9 protein-coding genes are annotated in these 16,479 nt (G+C 69.7%); 3 read left to right on the top strand and 6 right to left on the bottom strand.

From position 1 onward, the window contains the following. Positions 1-129: 129 nt before the first annotated feature. The 4 genes from AB0G15_RS38765 to AB0G15_RS38780 form a co-directional block, all read right to left on the bottom strand. Entirely contained in the window at positions 130-1,848 is a 1,719-nt protein-coding gene (locus tag AB0G15_RS38765) for an HAD-IIB family hydrolase (RefSeq protein WP_362850200.1), read from the bottom strand. Positions 1,849-2,027: 179 nt separating this feature from the next. After that, positions 2,028-2,570, bottom strand: a complete 543-nt coding sequence (locus tag AB0G15_RS38770) for a hypothetical protein (RefSeq protein WP_362850201.1) — start codon at positions 2,568-2,570, stop codon at positions 2,028-2,030. Between the two features lie 167 nt (positions 2,571-2,737). Then, complete coding sequence (locus AB0G15_RS38775; RefSeq protein ID WP_362850203.1) at positions 2,738-8,500, bottom strand: ThuA domain-containing protein; 5,763 nt, start codon at positions 8,498-8,500, stop codon at positions 2,738-2,740. Between the two features lie 214 nt (positions 8,501-8,714). After that, positions 8,715-10,004, bottom strand: a complete 1,290-nt coding sequence (locus AB0G15_RS38780) for an ROK family transcriptional regulator (RefSeq protein WP_362850205.1) — start codon at positions 10,002-10,004, stop codon at positions 8,715-8,717. 907 nt (positions 10,005-10,911) lie between these two features. Between AB0G15_RS38780 and AB0G15_RS38785 the strand changes: the two genes are divergently transcribed. From AB0G15_RS38785 to AB0G15_RS38795, 3 genes are all read left to right on the top strand, one after another. After that, positions 10,912-11,364 (top strand): ABC transporter ATP-binding protein, encoded by a 453-nt coding sequence (locus AB0G15_RS38785; protein WP_362850213.1) that lies wholly within the window; start codon positions 10,912-10,914, stop codon positions 11,362-11,364. 69 nt (positions 11,365-11,433) lie between these two features. Then, positions 11,434-11,742: a hypothetical protein gene (locus AB0G15_RS38790; protein ID WP_362850206.1), complete on the top strand. Its 309-nt coding sequence runs from the start codon at positions 11,434-11,436 to the stop codon at positions 11,740-11,742. A 16-nt stretch (positions 11,743-11,758) separates the two neighbouring features. Further along, positions 11,759-12,493 (top strand): ABC transporter permease, encoded by a 735-nt coding sequence (locus AB0G15_RS38795; RefSeq protein WP_362850207.1) that lies wholly within the window; start codon positions 11,759-11,761, stop codon positions 12,491-12,493. A gap of 107 nt (positions 12,494-12,600) precedes the next feature. On the opposite strand, the gene AB0G15_RS38800 is transcribed toward AB0G15_RS38795, so the two are convergent. Beyond that, complete coding sequence (locus AB0G15_RS38800; RefSeq protein ID WP_362850209.1) at positions 12,601-15,495, bottom strand: PEP/pyruvate-binding domain-containing protein; 2,895 nt, start codon at positions 15,493-15,495, stop codon at positions 12,601-12,603. Continuing rightward, positions 15,464-15,952 carry a MarR family transcriptional regulator gene (locus tag AB0G15_RS38805; RefSeq protein ID WP_362850210.1) on the bottom strand — a complete coding sequence of 163 codons (489 nt, stop codon included), beginning with the start codon at positions 15,950-15,952 and terminating at the stop codon, positions 15,464-15,466. The genes AB0G15_RS38800 and AB0G15_RS38805 overlap by 32 nt, the downstream gene beginning before the upstream one ends. Between the last annotated feature and the right edge of the window lie 527 nt (positions 15,953-16,479).

Below are 16,479 nucleotides of genomic sequence, written 5' to 3' on the forward strand. Positions count from 1 at the left end.
CACGACGGCAGGGGCGGACGAGCAGCCGGAGCCCGCGTACGACCTCGGGCGCCGGCGACGTCAGAGAAGCCGTACCGGGCGGGCCGGCCCTGTCCGCGGGCGGCGACCGCACCCGGACCGGCCGGGGGATCAGGTGATCCCGCTCGGTTCGGCGGGGGCGGTGTAGCGGGCCTCGATGAGTTCGCGTACCCGTTTCCTGGCGTCGTCGGCGGAGTCGCCGGGATCCTGCTCGACCTCGGCCACCTCGGCCGACAGCTCCTCGTCCTTGACGCTGTCCGCCAGCCAGCGCGAGTAGTCGCCCCGGCGCAGGTGGTAGGCCCACGTCTCCTCGTCGACGCCGTCGGCGATGCGGCAGAACGCGGTCAGGTTGCCGGCCCGCAGGTTCAGCACGTTCTCGGGACCGCGGAAGTAGAAGCTGGCGTCCTCCCCGAGCTCGCCGGCCGCGTACTTGCGGCGGTGCCTCTGGCGTTCCTCCTCCGGCGGGGCCAGCCGCACCCTGACCGGCTCGGTGCCGAGCCGCCAGAACAGCAGTTCCCCGGTCGGCAGGTCGGGAAGGTCCCGGCCGGGAGCGTCGTGGCCGGTGGCGGCGGCGAACGCGCCCAGGACGCCCCCGGGCTCGTCCCCGACCGCGACGACCGTGTTGAGGGTCTGCACGACCGCCTCGCTGACCGCCTCGGGATGCACGGTGACCAGCAGGATCCCGCCTATCTCGCGCAGCATCTCCACCGACTGCAGTTTGAAACCGTCGGGCATCATGTGGTGGGCCTCGTCGACCACCAGCCAGTGCGGGTGCCCGGAGCCGGCCGGCAGCGCCGACAGGCGGGGCAGGAAGTCCTGGAAGAAACCGGGCCGGTCGTCGAGGGGTACGCCCAGCAGGTTGACCACGACACTCTGTTCGGGGTCCTGCAGCACCTGGAGGATCTCCTCCTGGGTGGGCGCGCGCCGGACGTCGCCGAGCACGGACGCGCCCTCGACCCCGTCGGTGTAGTCGCCCTCGGGGTCGATCAGGCAGAACTGGTAGCCCGCCCCGGTGATCCGCTCCAGCAGCGCGGCGGTGACGGTGGACTTGCCGCTGTGCGAGGGCCCGGCGACCAGCATGCGCACGCCGTGCGGCGGGAACCGTACCTCTCCGCCGTCGTCGGTGCCCAGCAGCAGGTGGTGGCGCGCCACGTCCACGTCGGCCAGGTCGTTCTCCACGATCCGGTCGATCAGCTCGACGACCCCGGCGCCGCGCTCCCGCTCGGTCACCAGGTCGCACCGCTCCTTGACGGCGGGGAGCGCGTTGGCCACCGCCACCGCGCACTCGCAGGCGGCCAGGAACGCGTGGTCGTTCTCGGCGTCGCCCACGCCGACCACGCTGTGGGCCGACATCTCCAGCTCGGCCAGGGCCGCGGCCAGGCCGGTGGCCTTGTTGACACCGGAGGGCAGGACCATCACCGCGCCCTTGTTGAAGATGACCTGCATCTCCAGGCCGAGCTCGCGGATGGCGCCGAGAACGGTCTCGGCGTGGGGCTCCGAGGTGGACACGATCGCCGAACCGACGCTGAGCGGCTCCACGCCCAGCTCGCGCAGCCGCTCGACGAAGGCCTCGGGCGGCGCCTCCGCGAGGGCCGAGCTCTCCTGTTCGCCGGGACGGTGGAGCACGGCCCCGTTCTCGGCGACGACCAGGTCGAACAGGTCCAGTCGCTCGAAGTCCCGGGTGAGCGAGTCGACCTCCCTGCCGGTGACCATGACCAGCCGCCGCCCCGATCGGGCGAGGCGTTCGAGCGCGTCCAGGGTGTCGTCGTCGACGTGGCCCTCGGCGGCCAGCGTTCCGTCGTAGTCGCAGGCCAGAACGTGATAGCGCATGCCCGGCCACTTACCCCGCACCGGGGAGGGAAACGGGATGCGAGGTGAACTTCTCCTGGCAGAAAGATGTTCCGGCGGCGCCGGGGGACCACGGACATGTCATCCCGCGGACGAACGTGCACCGGCCGCCGAGCGGGACGAGGTGGTGATCACTTGGAGGACCGGGCGATGGCCGCGGGTCAGCCGGACACGTTCCGGCGGCGGACGAGGACGAACATGATGCCGATGGCGGCCAGCACGGCGGCGGCGATGACGCCGATCTGGAGGGGCAGGTCGTCCGACGAGCCTTCCTGGGCGCGTTCGGCCAGTGCCGTGGTGGACGCCGGTGCGGTCGCCGCGGGGAGCACGATGTCCTGCGCCTTCACGGTCGCCGACTTGCGGACCTCGGCGGGCTTGGTGACGGTCACGGCGACCTTCCACTCGCCCACGGGGAGCGGCTCGGCCGCGTTGTAGAGGTTCTGGCCCTCGGGCGCCGACTTCAGCGGGATCGGGCCGAAGGTACGGCCGTCGGGTGCCGTCGCGAGCAGGGTCGCCGCGACGATGTCGGTGACCGGGCGGCCGTCCTTCTTCCAGGTGATGAGCACGTTGACGTTGCGGCCGCCGTCCCCGACGACCTCCAGCGCGAGGGGGGAGCCGGGCGCGGCGGAAGCGGCCGGGGCACCGAGCAGCAGCCCGAGCCCGGCCAGCAGGACGGCCGCGGCGTATCTCAGGGCCTTGTTCACGGGTCGTGATTCCCTTCCGGGTTCGGCGGCGGGTCCGGTGGGGCCCGCCGCCGGAGCGTGAAACGGGGTGTCCCGCGTCGCGGGGCACCCCGACTACGGATCCATCGGGGGTGCCGGGCTCATGGAGGGAGCCCGGCACCCCCTCCGGGGTGGGGGTGTGGCCCCGCTTACACGGGCCTGCCGCCGTACGCGACGATCAGGGCGTTGGCGTCACGCAGGAGCGTGGCCTTCACCGTCGGGTCGGAGACGATCTTCCGGTCCTTGACCTCCTTGATGAAGTGCTCGAGCTCCTTGATGATCTTCTTCTTGTCCGGTCCGTGACCCTTGTCCGGTCCGTGACCCGCGCCTGGTCCATGATCCTTGCCCTCGGCCTTCATGACCTTGGCGATCTTGTCCTGGAGCTTCTTGGCGCTCTTGGCGGACAGCTTCCCGTCCACCTCGAAGCGCTTGATCAGGGCGGAGATGTCGGCGGTCGAGGTGACCGTCTTGAACGTGACCGACTGCTCGTGGCGGCCGCCGGACTCGGTCTCGACGGTGACGACGAGCGTGTGCTCGCCCAGGGCCAGCGTGTGGAGCGGCTGGACGGTCCCGGACGTGAACGGCCGGCCGTCCAGCTTGCCTGTCACGGTCTTGATGCCGGTTCCGGAGGCCTCCCAGGCGATGGTCAGGTCCTTGCTGTCGCCGTACTCGGTCCCGTCCGCGACACCGGAGATGAGGATGGTGGGCTCGGTGGCGCCATCTTCGATCTTGATGGTCGCGGCCTTGGTCTCCTCGACGTTGCCGGCCTTGTCGGTGGCGCGGTAGCGCAGCTCGTGGTCGCCGACACCGGTGACGTTGACCGTCGTGGTGTAGGGCGTCCAGTCGCCGCTGTCGAGGGCGTACTCGATCTTCTCCACGCCGGACGTCGCGTCCGCCGCGGCGAGGGTCACCGGCACGGTGTCCTGGCCGACCGGGAGGAAGTCCGCGGTCGTGGTGGGCGCGGTCGCGTCGACCTTGACGGCGAGCGTCCTGGCCTCCTCGACGTTGCCCGCCTTGTCGACGGAACGGTACGCCAGGGTGTGGTCACCGTCACCGGTGATGACCACCGGCTCCAGGTACGTGGTCCAGGCGCCGCCGTCGAGCTGGAACTCGGTCTTGTCGACGCCGCTGCCCTGCGCCTCGTCGGCACCGGCCAGCGCGACCAGGACCAGGCTGTTGAACCATCCGCTCGCCGGCTGGGTCGGGTCGGGGGTGGCCGTGGTGACCGGAGCGGTCGAGTCGTCCGTACCGCCGCCGTCGTTGAGGCGGAAGTAGTCGAACTTGACCGTCTTGGACGCCTGCTGCGAGGTACCGATGGCGTAGACACCGATCTTGCCGTTGCCGACGGCGGTGTTGGTCACCGCCTCGGAGAACTCGGTCCACGTCGTGCCGTCGGCGGAGTAGGAACCCTTGAAGCCGGTCCCCTCCTTCTTCAGGCGCAGGTGCCAGACGCCCTGGGTGAGCGAGCCGATCTGCGGCTGCGGGTTCAGGACGGTTCCGGCGACCTCGCTGCGCAGCTCGATCCGCCGCGACAGCGCGGAACCCGCGGTGTTGTCCATGACGAAGTCGAGCTTCACGTAGTCGTCGTCACCGGCGTAGACGATCAGGCCGCCCTGCTGGTACTGCTCGCTGAGCGCCGACCCGTCGATCTTCGTCTCCAGCGTCCAGTCGCCGCTCGGCGCCGTCTGCAGAATGAAGTTCTTCGGGTCGGAGTTGCCGGTCCCGAAGATGTCGCCCGTCTGGGTGTCGATCTCCAGGTTGCCGCCGGTGACCCTGGCGGTCGAGCTGTCACCACGGACGATCGCGTCCCAGCGGCAGGTGTCGATCGACGAGCCGTCGAACTCGTCGCTCGGCTCGGGCTTGCTCGCGGTGTCGTCGGGGCTGATGTGGAACCAGTCGAAGGACGCGTCGACCACCGGGCGGGTGCCCGTGCTCGCCAGGGAGAGCAGGCCGATCCTCGGGTTGGTGATCCCGGCGAGCGCCTTGGTCTGCGGCATCGCCGTGAACGTGGTCCCGTCCGGCGAGTAGTGGGCGGTGAGGTTGGTGCCGTCGCTCATGAACCGCACGTACACCGTGTCGGGGTAGGCGTCCCCGAGGTTGGCCGTGTTGCTCTGCGTCACCTCGTTGGGGGTGCCGTTCTCCTCCCGGATGAACTGGAAGACGCGGGCGGCGTGGTCGTTGGTCCCCCGAGCCTGGAGCACCATCTTGGCGTAGTTGTTGTCGTCGCCGTAGACGATCAGACCCGCCTGCTGGTACGAGTCGCGGGCGTTCAGCGTGACCTTGGTGGTGGCCGTCCAGGCCCCCTGCGGCACGGGCTGGAGCACGATGTTGGTCGTGGTGCCGGTACCGGTGCCGTAGATCTCGGTGAGTGACGTCGGCAGGACGAGCTTGCCGTCCGCGACCTTGAGGTTCTGGTCCTCACGGACGACCGACCAGCGGTCCCGGTCGAGCTCGGCGCCCAGGAAGTCGTCGGAACGACCGGTCAGGCACGTGGTGCTCGGCGGGTCCACCTTGATGGAGACCGTCTTGCTCGTCGCCGCGCCCTTGGTGTCGGTCACGGTCAACGTGGCGGTGTACGTGCCGGGCGCGTTGTAGGTGTGGCTCGCGTCGGGGGTGGCCGGCTCCGGCGAGCCGTTCACGCCGAAGTTCCACTTGTACGTGAGCGGGGTGTTGTCGTCGGGGTCGGTGGCGGTCGAGGTGAAGTCGACCTTCAGCGGGGCGATGCCCGTGACCGGGGTCGCCGACACGGTCACCGTCGGGCGCTGGTTGTCGGTGGCGCCCTGGCCGATGAAGTCGACCCAGTTGAAGTTGAGCAGGTAGGCGTCGTTGGCCGCGCTCGCCGGCTTGCGCACGATGAAGAACAGCGGGCCGGTCGTCGCCGGGACGTCGGTCAGGTCGACCGTGACGTCCTGGAACGTCTGCCAGCCGCCGGTCGGCGCGATGTCGACCGAGCCCACCAGGGTTCCGGTGTCGGCGTTGCCCGCCTTGATCTGCACGGTGCCGCCGGCGCCGCCCGAGGAGACCCGGAACCGCACCTTGGAGATGCCGCTCAGGTTGATCGGGGTGTAGGACCAGTAGTCGCCGTCGTTGGTGAAGCCGATGTTCTGGGCGCCGCCCTGAGGGTCGGTGGTCGTCTCGGTCTGGACACCGGGGGTGTCGGTGCCGGTGCCGTTCGCGACCCGGCCGGTCGACGAGAAGTGCTCGGCCTGCTTGCGCTTGGGCTGGAGGATGGCCTCGGCCCGCCCGGTCAGCGACTGGGCGCCGCCCGCGCCACCCTTGTCGGCGTAGGTCGCCTCGAGGATGTAGAACAGGTTGTCGTCGATGCCGTGGCCGCTGTCGGACAGCGTCTGGATGGTGCCCTCGCAGCCATCGTGCTGGTCGAGCGGGTGACCGTGGCTGTCGTGGCCCAGGTACGCCTGGATCTTGACGTCGTCACAGTCGATCGTGCCGTCCTCGGCGTCGGTGACCACGATCTTGTAGTTCACCTGGTCGCCGAACTCGAAGAACGCGCCGTTCGGCGGCAGCTCGAAGGTCACCTTCGGGCGGGTGTTGCCCGCCGTGATCGGCAGGTTCGCCGTGCCGGTGAGGCCGTCGGGGTTGGTGACGGTCAGGACCGCGCTGTACTGCCCGGCCTGGGTGTAGGTGTGCGAGGGGTTGGCGTCGGTCGAGTCGGTGGTGCCGTCGCCGTCGAAGTCCCACGCGTAGGTGATCGGCTTGCCGTCCGGGTCGCTCGATCCCTGGCTGGAGAACTGCACGGTCAGCGGGGCCGGGCCGTCGGTCTTGTCCGCGGAGACGCGGGCGACCGGCGGGCGGACGCCCTTGACGTACTCGATGCGGTAGATGCCGGAGTCGGCGTTGTCGCCGCCGAAGCCGGAGCCCCACTCGATCAGGTACAGCGCGCCGTCGGGACCGAACTTGATGTCCATGGGGCGCTTGAAGCTCATGGAGCTCAGGATCTGGTTGATCTTGATCTGGGCGTTGCCGGCCTCGTTGAGCTGGAACGAGAACATCTTGTTCGTGTTCCACTCACCGAAGATCGCCTTGCCGTCCCAGTAGGCCGGCCACTTGACGGTCGACTGCAGGTCGGCGTCGTAGCGGTAGACCGGGCCCGCCATCGGCGCGCCGCCGTTGAGCTCGGGGAAGGAGTTCGGGTTGGTGGCGCTGGTGTACGGGATCGACGCCGCGATCGCCGGGGGCAGCGTGGTCAGGCCGGTGTTGTTGGGCGAGTCGTTCACCGGCGCGGCGCAGTTGAACGCCGAGCCCGACGCCTTGGTGGCGAAGTTGTAGTCGATGTACGGCGTGTTGTCGCCCACGCAGAACGGCCAGCCGTAGTTGCCCGGCTTGCTGACCAGGTTCCACTCGACGGTGCCCCGCGGACCGCGGGTGGCGCTCGCGGAGCCCGCGTCGGGTCCGTAGTCGGCCACCATCGGGAAGCCGGTCTTCGGGTCCAGGCCCATGCGGAACGGGTTGCGGAAGCCCATGGCGTAGATCTCGGGCTTGGTCTTGTCCGTACCCGGGGGGAACAGGTTTCCGCTCGGCACGGTGTAGGTGCCGTCGTCCTGCGGGGTGATGCGCAGCAGCTTGCCGCTCAGGTCGTTGGTGTTGCCCGAGGTACGCTGCGCGTCCCACGAGGACCGGCCGGCCTGCTCGTCGATCGGCGTGTAGCCGTCCGAGGCGAACGGGTTGGTGTTGTCACCGGTGGCCAGCCACAGGTCGCCGGTCTTGTGGTCCATGAGCATGCCGCCACCGTGGTGGCAGCACTCGGCCCGCTGCACCGGCACGTTGAGGACGACCTTCTCGCTCGAGAGGTCGAGCGTGTCGCCGTTGACCGTGAACCGGCTCAGCCGGTCGACGTTCTGGCCCGCCGGCGAGTAGAAGAGGTACAGCCAGTTGTTGGTGGCGAAGTCCGTGTCCAGCGCCAGTCCGAGCAGGCCGCTCTCGTTGGCGGTGAACACGTTCAGGCGACCGGCGGTCACGGTCGAACCGGTGGTCTTGATGATCTTGACGTCACCCAGGCGGTCGATGTAGAAGACCCGCCCGTCCTTGGCGATGTCGGTCATCATCGGGTTCGCCGTGTTGTCGTCGAGGGTGACCTTCTCGAAGCTGCCGCTCTGCGAGGCCGAGCAGTCGGCCTTCTCGGCGCCCGCGGCGGTCTTGATCCCGCCGAGGAGCATCTTCAGGAAGTTCGGCTCGGCGAAGCTCTCCTTGGTGTGGCCGAGGCCGGTGTACCAGGAGCGTCCGCCGTCGTAGTCCTGACACCAGGAGATCGGGTGGTCGATGCCCTGCGTGGAGCCGGTGTAGGACTTCTGGTTCATCGACTGCAACACGTGCACGTTGTTGCGCGGGTTGGCCTGGAAGTCGTACCACTCGTCGACGCGGGTCCACGAGGTCGGCAGGTGCGAGGTCGACGGGTGGGCGAGGTCCTCGGTGAGGACCGTCGCCTGCTGGGTCGCCGGGTGCGACTTGAAGTACGCGCCGACGAGCTTGCCGTACCACTCCCAGTTGTAGCCGCTGTCGGAGGCCGCGTGGATGCCGGCGAAGCCGCCGCCGTTCTGGATGTAGCGCTCGAAGGCGGCCTTCTGGTCCGGCGTGGTGACGGGGTCACCGGTCGTGGACATGAAGATGACGGCCTGGTACTGCGCCAGGTTGGCGTCGGTGAACTGGGCGCTGTCCTCGGTCGTGTCGACCGCGAAGTTGTTCTCCTGGCCGAGCTTCTGGACGGCGGCGATTCCCTCGGGAATCGAGTCGTGCCGGAAGCCGCTGGTCTTGGAGAAGACCAGGACCTTGAAGGCGGGGTCGGCGGCGTTCGCCGACGACGCCAGGGCCGTGGAGGCCGACCCGCCGGCGGCGTTCGCCGGTGACGTCAGGAATGTGAAGACGGGTATCAGGGGCACGACGATGGCCAGGGCCATCGCCGCCGCCGTCCGACGTAGGGAGCGGTTTTCGGTTATCGGCAGGCTCTTGGAGAGCCTGGCCCACGTTCGAGAACGTGGTGACATGATGATCCCTTTCCTGACTGGGGGGTCGTCAGGCAAAGCGCGCGCCGCCGCACTGATGCCACTTGTTGCATGAGGTCGGGTACTGCGGTGACTGGAGGGTGCCGCCTCCAGGCTTGTGGGGGACCCGTCAGCCGGTCGACATCCGGGGCAACGGATCCGTGAGGAGGGTCGGGTGGTCGATGAGCCGGTTGACCACCATGTCCGCGGCGCCCCGTGAGGCGGCGCCGAAGCCGAGGTCGGAGGCGACGAACCGGCACCGGCTGGCGGAGCCGGCCACGACCAGCCGTTCCAGCTCAGACTGGGCGTGGGGTAGCAGCCATTCGGCGAGGGTGGCGAAGTAACCACCGACGACGATCACTCGCGGGTTGAACAGGTTGGCCAGGATCGAGCCGCCGAGCCCGAGCCACCGCCCTATCTGCGCGACCGCGTCCGTCATCCGGCGGTCACCCGCGGCCAATCCTCTGGCGATCTCCGTCGCGTACTCCTCGGGGTTGGACGCCGGCAGGCCGGCCGGCTGGTAGGCATGGTCGGGCATGGTCGTCCGCACCAGCGCCGCCAGCCCCACCTTGGTCTCCCAGCAGCCGTGCCGCCCGCAGCCGCAGCGGGCGCCACCCGGGTCGACCGGCAGGTGCCCGACCTCGCCGGAGAAGCCGTCCGCGCCACGGAGCGGCTTGCCGTCGACGAAGATGCCGCCGCCCACGCCGACATCGCCGGTCAGGTAGACGAGATGGGGGGTGCCGGCGGCGACGCCGGAGGTGTGCTCGGCCACGGCCCCGAGGTTGGCGTCGTTGTCGACCAGCACTGGAACGCTCCACGGGCCGATCGCGGCCGACAGCCGTGCCGCCAGCGGCAGGTCGCGCCAGCCCAGGTTGGGGGCGAACGTGACGACGCCGCGTGCCACGTCGACCAGGCCGGGGACCGCCACCCCGATACCGGCGGGGACGGCCTCGGCCCGCTTCATCTCCTCGACGGCCTCCAGGGCCGTCCTGCCGAGCACGCGCAGCGCGCGATCCGGCCCGCCGGCCATCGCGTCGAAGCCGGTTCGGCGCTCCACGAGGACCCGGCCGCCGAGGTCGGACCCGTGAACCGAGATGTGGTCGACGTTGATCTCCAAACCCAGCGCGCCGACATGCGCGCCGTGCAGCGCCAGGGGCCGGCGGGGACGGCCGATCGCGCCGACGTGCTCCGTGTCGATCTCCTGGACCAGCCGCCGGTCGATCAGCTGAGACACCAGGTTGGAGACCGTGGCCCGGTGCAGGCCGGTCACCTCCGCGATGTCGGCCCGGGACTGGGACGCGCGGTCACGCAGGTGGCGCAGGATCAACGAGAGGTTCGTCTGGCGCATCATGGGAGAGCTGGTCGGCAGGGCGGTGCCGGTGGCGTACGTGACGTTGTGCTCCTGCGCCACGCGAGTCACCGCCTTTCGTTTATCTCAGCAATCAACTATTGGGGTTTGTAACATGCATGTGTCCGGTGTGCACCTTTTTGCGAGGTAACGAGTTGACATCTTCGGATATGCGCAGGTAGACGACGTGTGCACCTTGTGATTGGGCCGTTAAATGTGCACCTTTCGCCGCCTTCCGGGGGCGCGCGAGCCTCGCGCCCGGTCCCGGAGGCTCCGGCCGGAGGCCTCGGAGGGGGTTAAGGCCGACCGCATCACGCCTCTCAGGCAGACCGCATCGCGGTCCACGGATCGACGGTGTCACGGTCCACGGGTCGAGGGCGTCACGGTCCCGGGGGACGGCATCACGGCCTCCGGATCAACCGCGTCACCGTCCACGGGGCGACCGCGTCACGGCGCGTCACCGGCTCGCCCGGCCCGCCGCACGGCAACGGCACCCGTCGGACGTGGGGTTGTGCGCATCACGCCAATGACAGGAATATCCGGCCGGCGAAATAATAGAATACGTGTGATGCCGGGTTTTGGTGTTTCCATTAAATGCGCTTGGTTCCGTGCCGCCTCCATGAAAAATAATAACCGAGAGGCAAGTGTGATCAGAATGCGTGAACATCTCGCCTGTGCACGGTGCGTTGCGGGAGAAAGGAGCGGGACGACATCAAACCGAGCTCGATGGAATTCGTGATGTCCGGCCGGTCGTGCCGCGGGCGCCGTCACAGGCGAAACGCCGCCGTCCCGAGCCCGGCCGGTGCCGGGAGCGAAGGGGAGTCGCGTCACGGAGGGTTCCCGAACGGGCTGACAGCCGATCCGAACAACGGCACAGGAAATACAAGGCGACGAAGAGGAAATCGCGCCGAGGGTTGCCTACGACATAAGGAAACTGTCCAAGACATAACTGAAGCAGTCGATTCCCGCCACGGATGACATCACGCTCCAGATTTTCGAGGGAGAGATCTTCGGCCTGCTCGGCGACAACGGGGCGGGGAAGATCACGCTGATACGTCAAATGATCAACTTGCTCCGGCCCGACTCGGGAACGATCGAGCTGTTCGGCCACGACATCACCGAAGACCCGCTCTACGTCTCCACCCTGGTCGGCTACATGCCGCAGAGCGGCTCGGCGCTCAACCGGCTCACCATCGGTGAGGCGATCTACTTCGCCGCTCACCTGCGCGGACTGCGCAGGCGTGCGGCGGCGCGGGAACGCGACCACCTCCTGGAACTGCTGTGCCTCACCCCGATCAGGAACACGTCGAGTTCGCGCCTGTCGGGAGGCCGGCGCCGGCTGCTGCAGCTCGCGGTCGCGATGGCCGGCCGTCCACCGGTCCTCATCCTGGACGAGCCCACGAACGACCTCGATCCGGTCAACAGGAAATAGGTCCGGGACGTCCTTCGGACGTGGAACAGCGAGCACCGCACCACCATCGTCCTGATCACACACGACGCCGTGGAGGCGGAGAAAGTGATCCGGCGGGTGGGCATCGTAGGGCAGGGCAGGTTCCTCGCACTCGGCACACCGGCCGAACTGGAGCGGGACAGCACTCCAGATGCACGTGGAACTGTCGTTCCCCCGGGCCACCCGCCCCAGCTTCCGGCCGGGATCACCCCGTGGAAGCGTTCGGACGACTTCTGGTCGCTCCTGATCGACCACGACGACGCGCCGGAGCTCCTGGCGAAACTGGATTTCTCCACCATCACCGATATCCGCCTTTATTCGGCCACGCTCGAGGATCTGTACATTCACTATGTCTCATGATCGCAAGCGTCCGTCCGTGCGGGTTCAGCTCGTCGACCTATTGCTCATTCAGCTCTCCAACTACCGCCGGTCCTGGCGCGGCATGATCGTCACGGGTGTCTGCGCCCCGCTGATGAGCGTCATCGCGCTGGGACTCCTGGCCGAACAGAGCGGCCAGACGAACCTGCTGTACGTGCTGACCGGCAGTGTCGTGCTCTCCCCGATGTTCCAGAACCAGAACAACGTCGCCAACAACTTCGCGTTCGTGAAAGCCGTGGGCACGCTTGATTTCTTCGCGACCCTGCCCGTTTACCGCCACGTCGTCATCGTCGCGACCGTGCCGGCGTTCTTCCTGCTGTCGATCCCGTCACTGCTCGTGACGATAGTGGCCGGTTCCCTCTTCCTCGGGGTGCCGCTGCACGTCACCCCCCTGGCCATCATCGTGATGTCGCTGTGTGTGATGCCGATGGTCGGCATCGGAGCACTCATCGGCATACTCACCCGCACGCCGGAGGAGGCCGGCTCGACCAGCCTGCTGGTCACCATCTCGCTGCTGTTCCTGGGTCCGGTGATCCTGCCACCGGACGCCCTGCCCGGCTGGTTGCTCTCCATGAGTCACATCAGTCCCACGAGCTACGCCGCGTCCGCGATCCGTCAGGTGGGATCTGGGCCGGTAACGGGGCAACTCTGGATCGACATGGGGGTGCTCGCCGGCCTGACGTTGCTGACCCTGTGGTTCGTCGGGCGGAAGATCCGGTGGCAGGAAAGATAGGCGCGCGAAACCCGTGGCCCCGGCCCGTTTCCGGTGTCCGGCTCCTCGCTCCCGGAGGCGCTTTTCCGTTGTCCGCGTTCTCGGCTCCGGCGGTGCCGCGCCTTCGCTCAGGTGGTGGCGGTGGTGGCGGCGAGGACGGCGCCGGAGGTGCCGTCGACGGTGACCTCCTGACCGGTGACGATGTGCTCGGTCGCCCCGCTCACGCCCACCACGGCCGGGATCCCGTACTCGCGGGCCACCACGGCGCCGTGGGAGTTGGCGCCGCCCATCTCCATCACCAGGCCGCCCGCCGTGAGGAACAGCGGCGTCCAGCCGGGGTCGGTGGAGGGACAGACCAGGATCTCCCCGGGCTCCAGGTGCGCGCCGACCGGGTCGAGGACGACCCTGGCGACGCCGGTGACGCTGCCCGCCGAGGCCGGGGTGCCGGTCAGCGCCCCGTCCACCGGCGTCCGTACGGCGACGGCCTCCGGCTCGGTGCCGTCCGACAGCAGGACGCGGGGGACGTGCCTGCGGCGCAGCTCGCGGGCGGCCTCCTCGCGCCGCCGCGCCACGAGGTCCGCCAGTGCGGGGTGCGCGGCCTCGCCGGAGGAGGGTGTGCCGTTCCTCACCGGGGAGGGAGAGCCGGCCGGGGCGGGGGCCGGACCGGTGCCGGATGCCGGGCCGGTGGTAGCCGAGGCGGAGGCACCCCGGGAGGGCGCGGCGAGGGCCGCCCTGGCCTCGCGGAAGGTGAGGAAGAAGACGTCGTCGGCACGGGACAGCAGCCCGCGCGCCGCCAGCTCGACGCCGGCGGCCAGCAACTCGGCCCGCATCGCGGCCAGCGCGGTCACCATGGCGTACTTGGGCATCTCGCGCAGGCCCGCCAGCGCCCGGGTCCTGCCGAGCGCGAAGCGGACGAACCGCCCGCGAAGACCTCCGGCGCGTCCGCTCAAGGTTTTGATCATGAGAACGGCCTCGGCGGCGCCCTTGGCGAACAGGGCGTCCGGAGCCAGAGCAGGGTCCTCCAGCCGCAGGTAGTTGGCGAGGACGCCGACGATGTGGGTCGGGTCCTCCGACCAGCGCGGCAGCCCGAGGTCGATCTCGGCGACCGCCCTGACGCCGTAGACGGACAGGAAGTCCGCCAGGCCCTTCTGCGCGACGGCGGGAAGCGATCCGGCGCGGAAGCGCTCGGCCAGCTCGGCGGCGGGGGTGCCCAGCAGCAGGGAGGTCGTTTCGCGGTCCTCGCGAATGCGGGTGGCCAGCCGCCACAGCGCCAGGTCCATCTCGGTGGTCACGTTGTGCGGGAGCCCGCGCAGGACCGTCTGCAGCTCGCCGGGCCCGACCCGGTCGCCCAGCGCCTTGGCGGCCAGCCCGAGCATCGCGAACCCTGCCGCCGCCGCCGGGGCGACGGTCGGCAGCAGGGGGAAGACCTGGCGGCTCAGCACCCGCTCGACGTGGTCGAGACGCTGGGCCGGGGTGGCGTCCCCGGGCGCGGCCAGCTCCCTCCGGAGACGCGCGTCCAGCACCTTCACGTCCCGGTGTGCCGACGCGGGGTCGAGCAGGGCCCGTACGGCGCGCTGTGGAACGCGGAAGCGGGACGCGATCCTGAACGCCCGGCGCAGGGGCGGGCGGAGCGAGGGCTGGGTGACGCCGAACCGGGGATCGTCGAGCAGGCCGCGCAGCACCTTCGCCGACCGTGCCTCCATCACGTCGAGCACCTTCGGGAAGGCCACGCGACCCACCCTGCCGCCCATCAACCCGGTGACGTCGAAGAACAGCCGCCCGCCCGACTCCGCGACGACGGGGGCGCCGGCCACCCGGTCGGCCACCGGGATCCCCAGCATCTCGAACACCGACGACGACAGCAGCCTGAAGGCCGACATGCCCATGGGGGTGATCGGCCGGTAGAGGCCCTGGGCCAGGCTGAAGCAGAAGTAGATCCGTGTGCCGTCGGGCTCATGGCCTCCGGGCCCTGAGTCTGGGGCGCCGGTTTCCCCCGCGCCCGTGCCGACCGGCGCGGACAGCGGGTTCGCGGACGGCTCCGCGTGGTGGGGGATCGGGTAGAGCGTGGTGATGGGACGCGACTGGGTCAGCCAGAGGACGCCGCCGGAGTCGATCGCCCACTCGGTGTCCTGGGGCGCACCGTAGTGCCGCTCGACCCGGTCGCCGAGCTCGGCCAGCGCCGCCAGCTGCGCGTCGGTGACACAGGCGTTCTCCGCGGGCCTCGGGGACTCCGGGGAGGCCGCGGGGCCCGCGGGTGCCTCGACGTGCTCGACGCCGCCGCCCGCCAGCGACCGCACGGCCAGCCGCTTGTCGCCGAGGCGGCGTTCGGTGATCCGGCCGGTGGCGGTGTCGACCACGAAGTGGTCGGGGTTGACCGCGCCGGAGACGACGGCCTCGCCGAGACCGGGGCTGGCGTCGATCACCGCCTCGCGCCGCCGCCCGGTGACCGGGTTGGCGGTGAACATCACCCCGGCCACCTCCGACTGGACCATCTCCTGGACGACCACCGCCAGGCGCACCGCGTCGTGGTCGATGCCGTTCGCGGCCCGGTAGGCGACGGCCCGGTCGGTCCAGAGCGAGGCCCAGCACCGCCGGACCGCGTCCAGTACGGCGTCGGCGCCGATCACGTTGAGATAGGTGTCCTGCTGCCCGGCGAAGCTGGCGTGCGGCAGGTCCTCGGCGGTCGCGGAGGAGCGGACCGCGACGGGACCGTTCGCGCTGTCGCGTACGGCGCTCGCGATGTCGTCGGGGACCGGCGCGGTGAGCACGAGCTCGCGGGCCTTCGCGGCCAGCGCGTTCAGGGCGGGGACGTCCTCGGCGGCCGTCGTGGCGAGTGTCGCGAGCACCTCCTCCAGCCCGGCTCGCTCGGTGACCCTGCGGTAGGCCTCGGTGGTGACGCACAGGCCGGAGGGAACGGGAAACCCGGCGGTGGTGAGCACGCCGAGATTGGCGGCCTTGCCACCGACGAGGGGCAGCATCTCCGCCCCGATGTCATCGAATCTCAGGATGAGCGGCTTGGGCATGGGTGCGTCGTCTCCTTGAGGCTTCGCCGAGAAGCGTCATGGCCCGGGTCACGAGCTCGCGTTCCTCGGCGGTCAGATGGGCCGTGACTTCGAGCTGGGCGTCGGCCCGGACGCGCTCGAACGTGCGGAGAAAGTCCGCTCCGGCCGGGGTGAGGGCGATTCGCCGCACCCGCCGGTCTCCGGGATCCTCCCGGCGGTCGGCCAGCCCTCGCCGTACGAGCTGGTCGACCAGGCGACTGGTGGCCGAGACGGAGCGGCTGACCCGCTCGGCGAGCTCGCGGAGCGTCGGGGCGACCGGTTCGTCGAGGATGTAGAGCGTGGCGATCTGGATCATGGAGGGCTCGTCGCCCTCGAAACCGTTCAGCATGTGGAGCAGCAGGCCGGGGATCAGTGCCCGCCGGAAGTCGCCGATGTCGTCGGCCAGCCGGTCGCGCTCCGCGCCGTCCACGGGATCCATCGGACAACTCCTTGCATCAATGCAACTAATGCGTTGTCGCAAGGCTAAGCCGGAGGGGGATAGAAGTCAACAAGTGATGAAATTAGCGCACGGGTCTTTCGCCGCTCTCGCGTGAGGTCCGGTCCGCGGGTGAGAGTCCGAGGGTGAGAGTCCAGGGTGAGAGGGGCCCGGGCTCGTGGCGGACGCACGGTTCCCTGCGGGGTGCCGTCCGGCTTGGACGCGGAGATGGGTCACGGTGGCACGGCAGTGGACGCGGAGGTGAGGACGGCGCCGGGATAACGGCATCGGGACGCGGCGCCGGGATGCGGGGCCGGGATGCAGGGTCGCGATACGGCATCGGGACGCGGGGCCGGGCACAGCACGAAGCCGGCCCCCTGGGGAGCCAGCCGGGTTCGAGCGTGGGAGACCGATCGGGTCGGTGCCGGATCGATGTCGGGTCGGTGTGCGGGTGGGGAGGGGGTTAGAAGGCGTCGCCCCAGCGGCCGCAGTCGTCGAACTTGTCGGTGCCCTCGCAGACGCGGATCTTG

Source organism: Streptosporangium sp. NPDC023825 (assembly GCF_040639575.1).
Taxonomy (GTDB): Bacteria; Actinomycetota; Actinomycetes; order Streptosporangiales; family Streptosporangiaceae; genus Streptosporangium.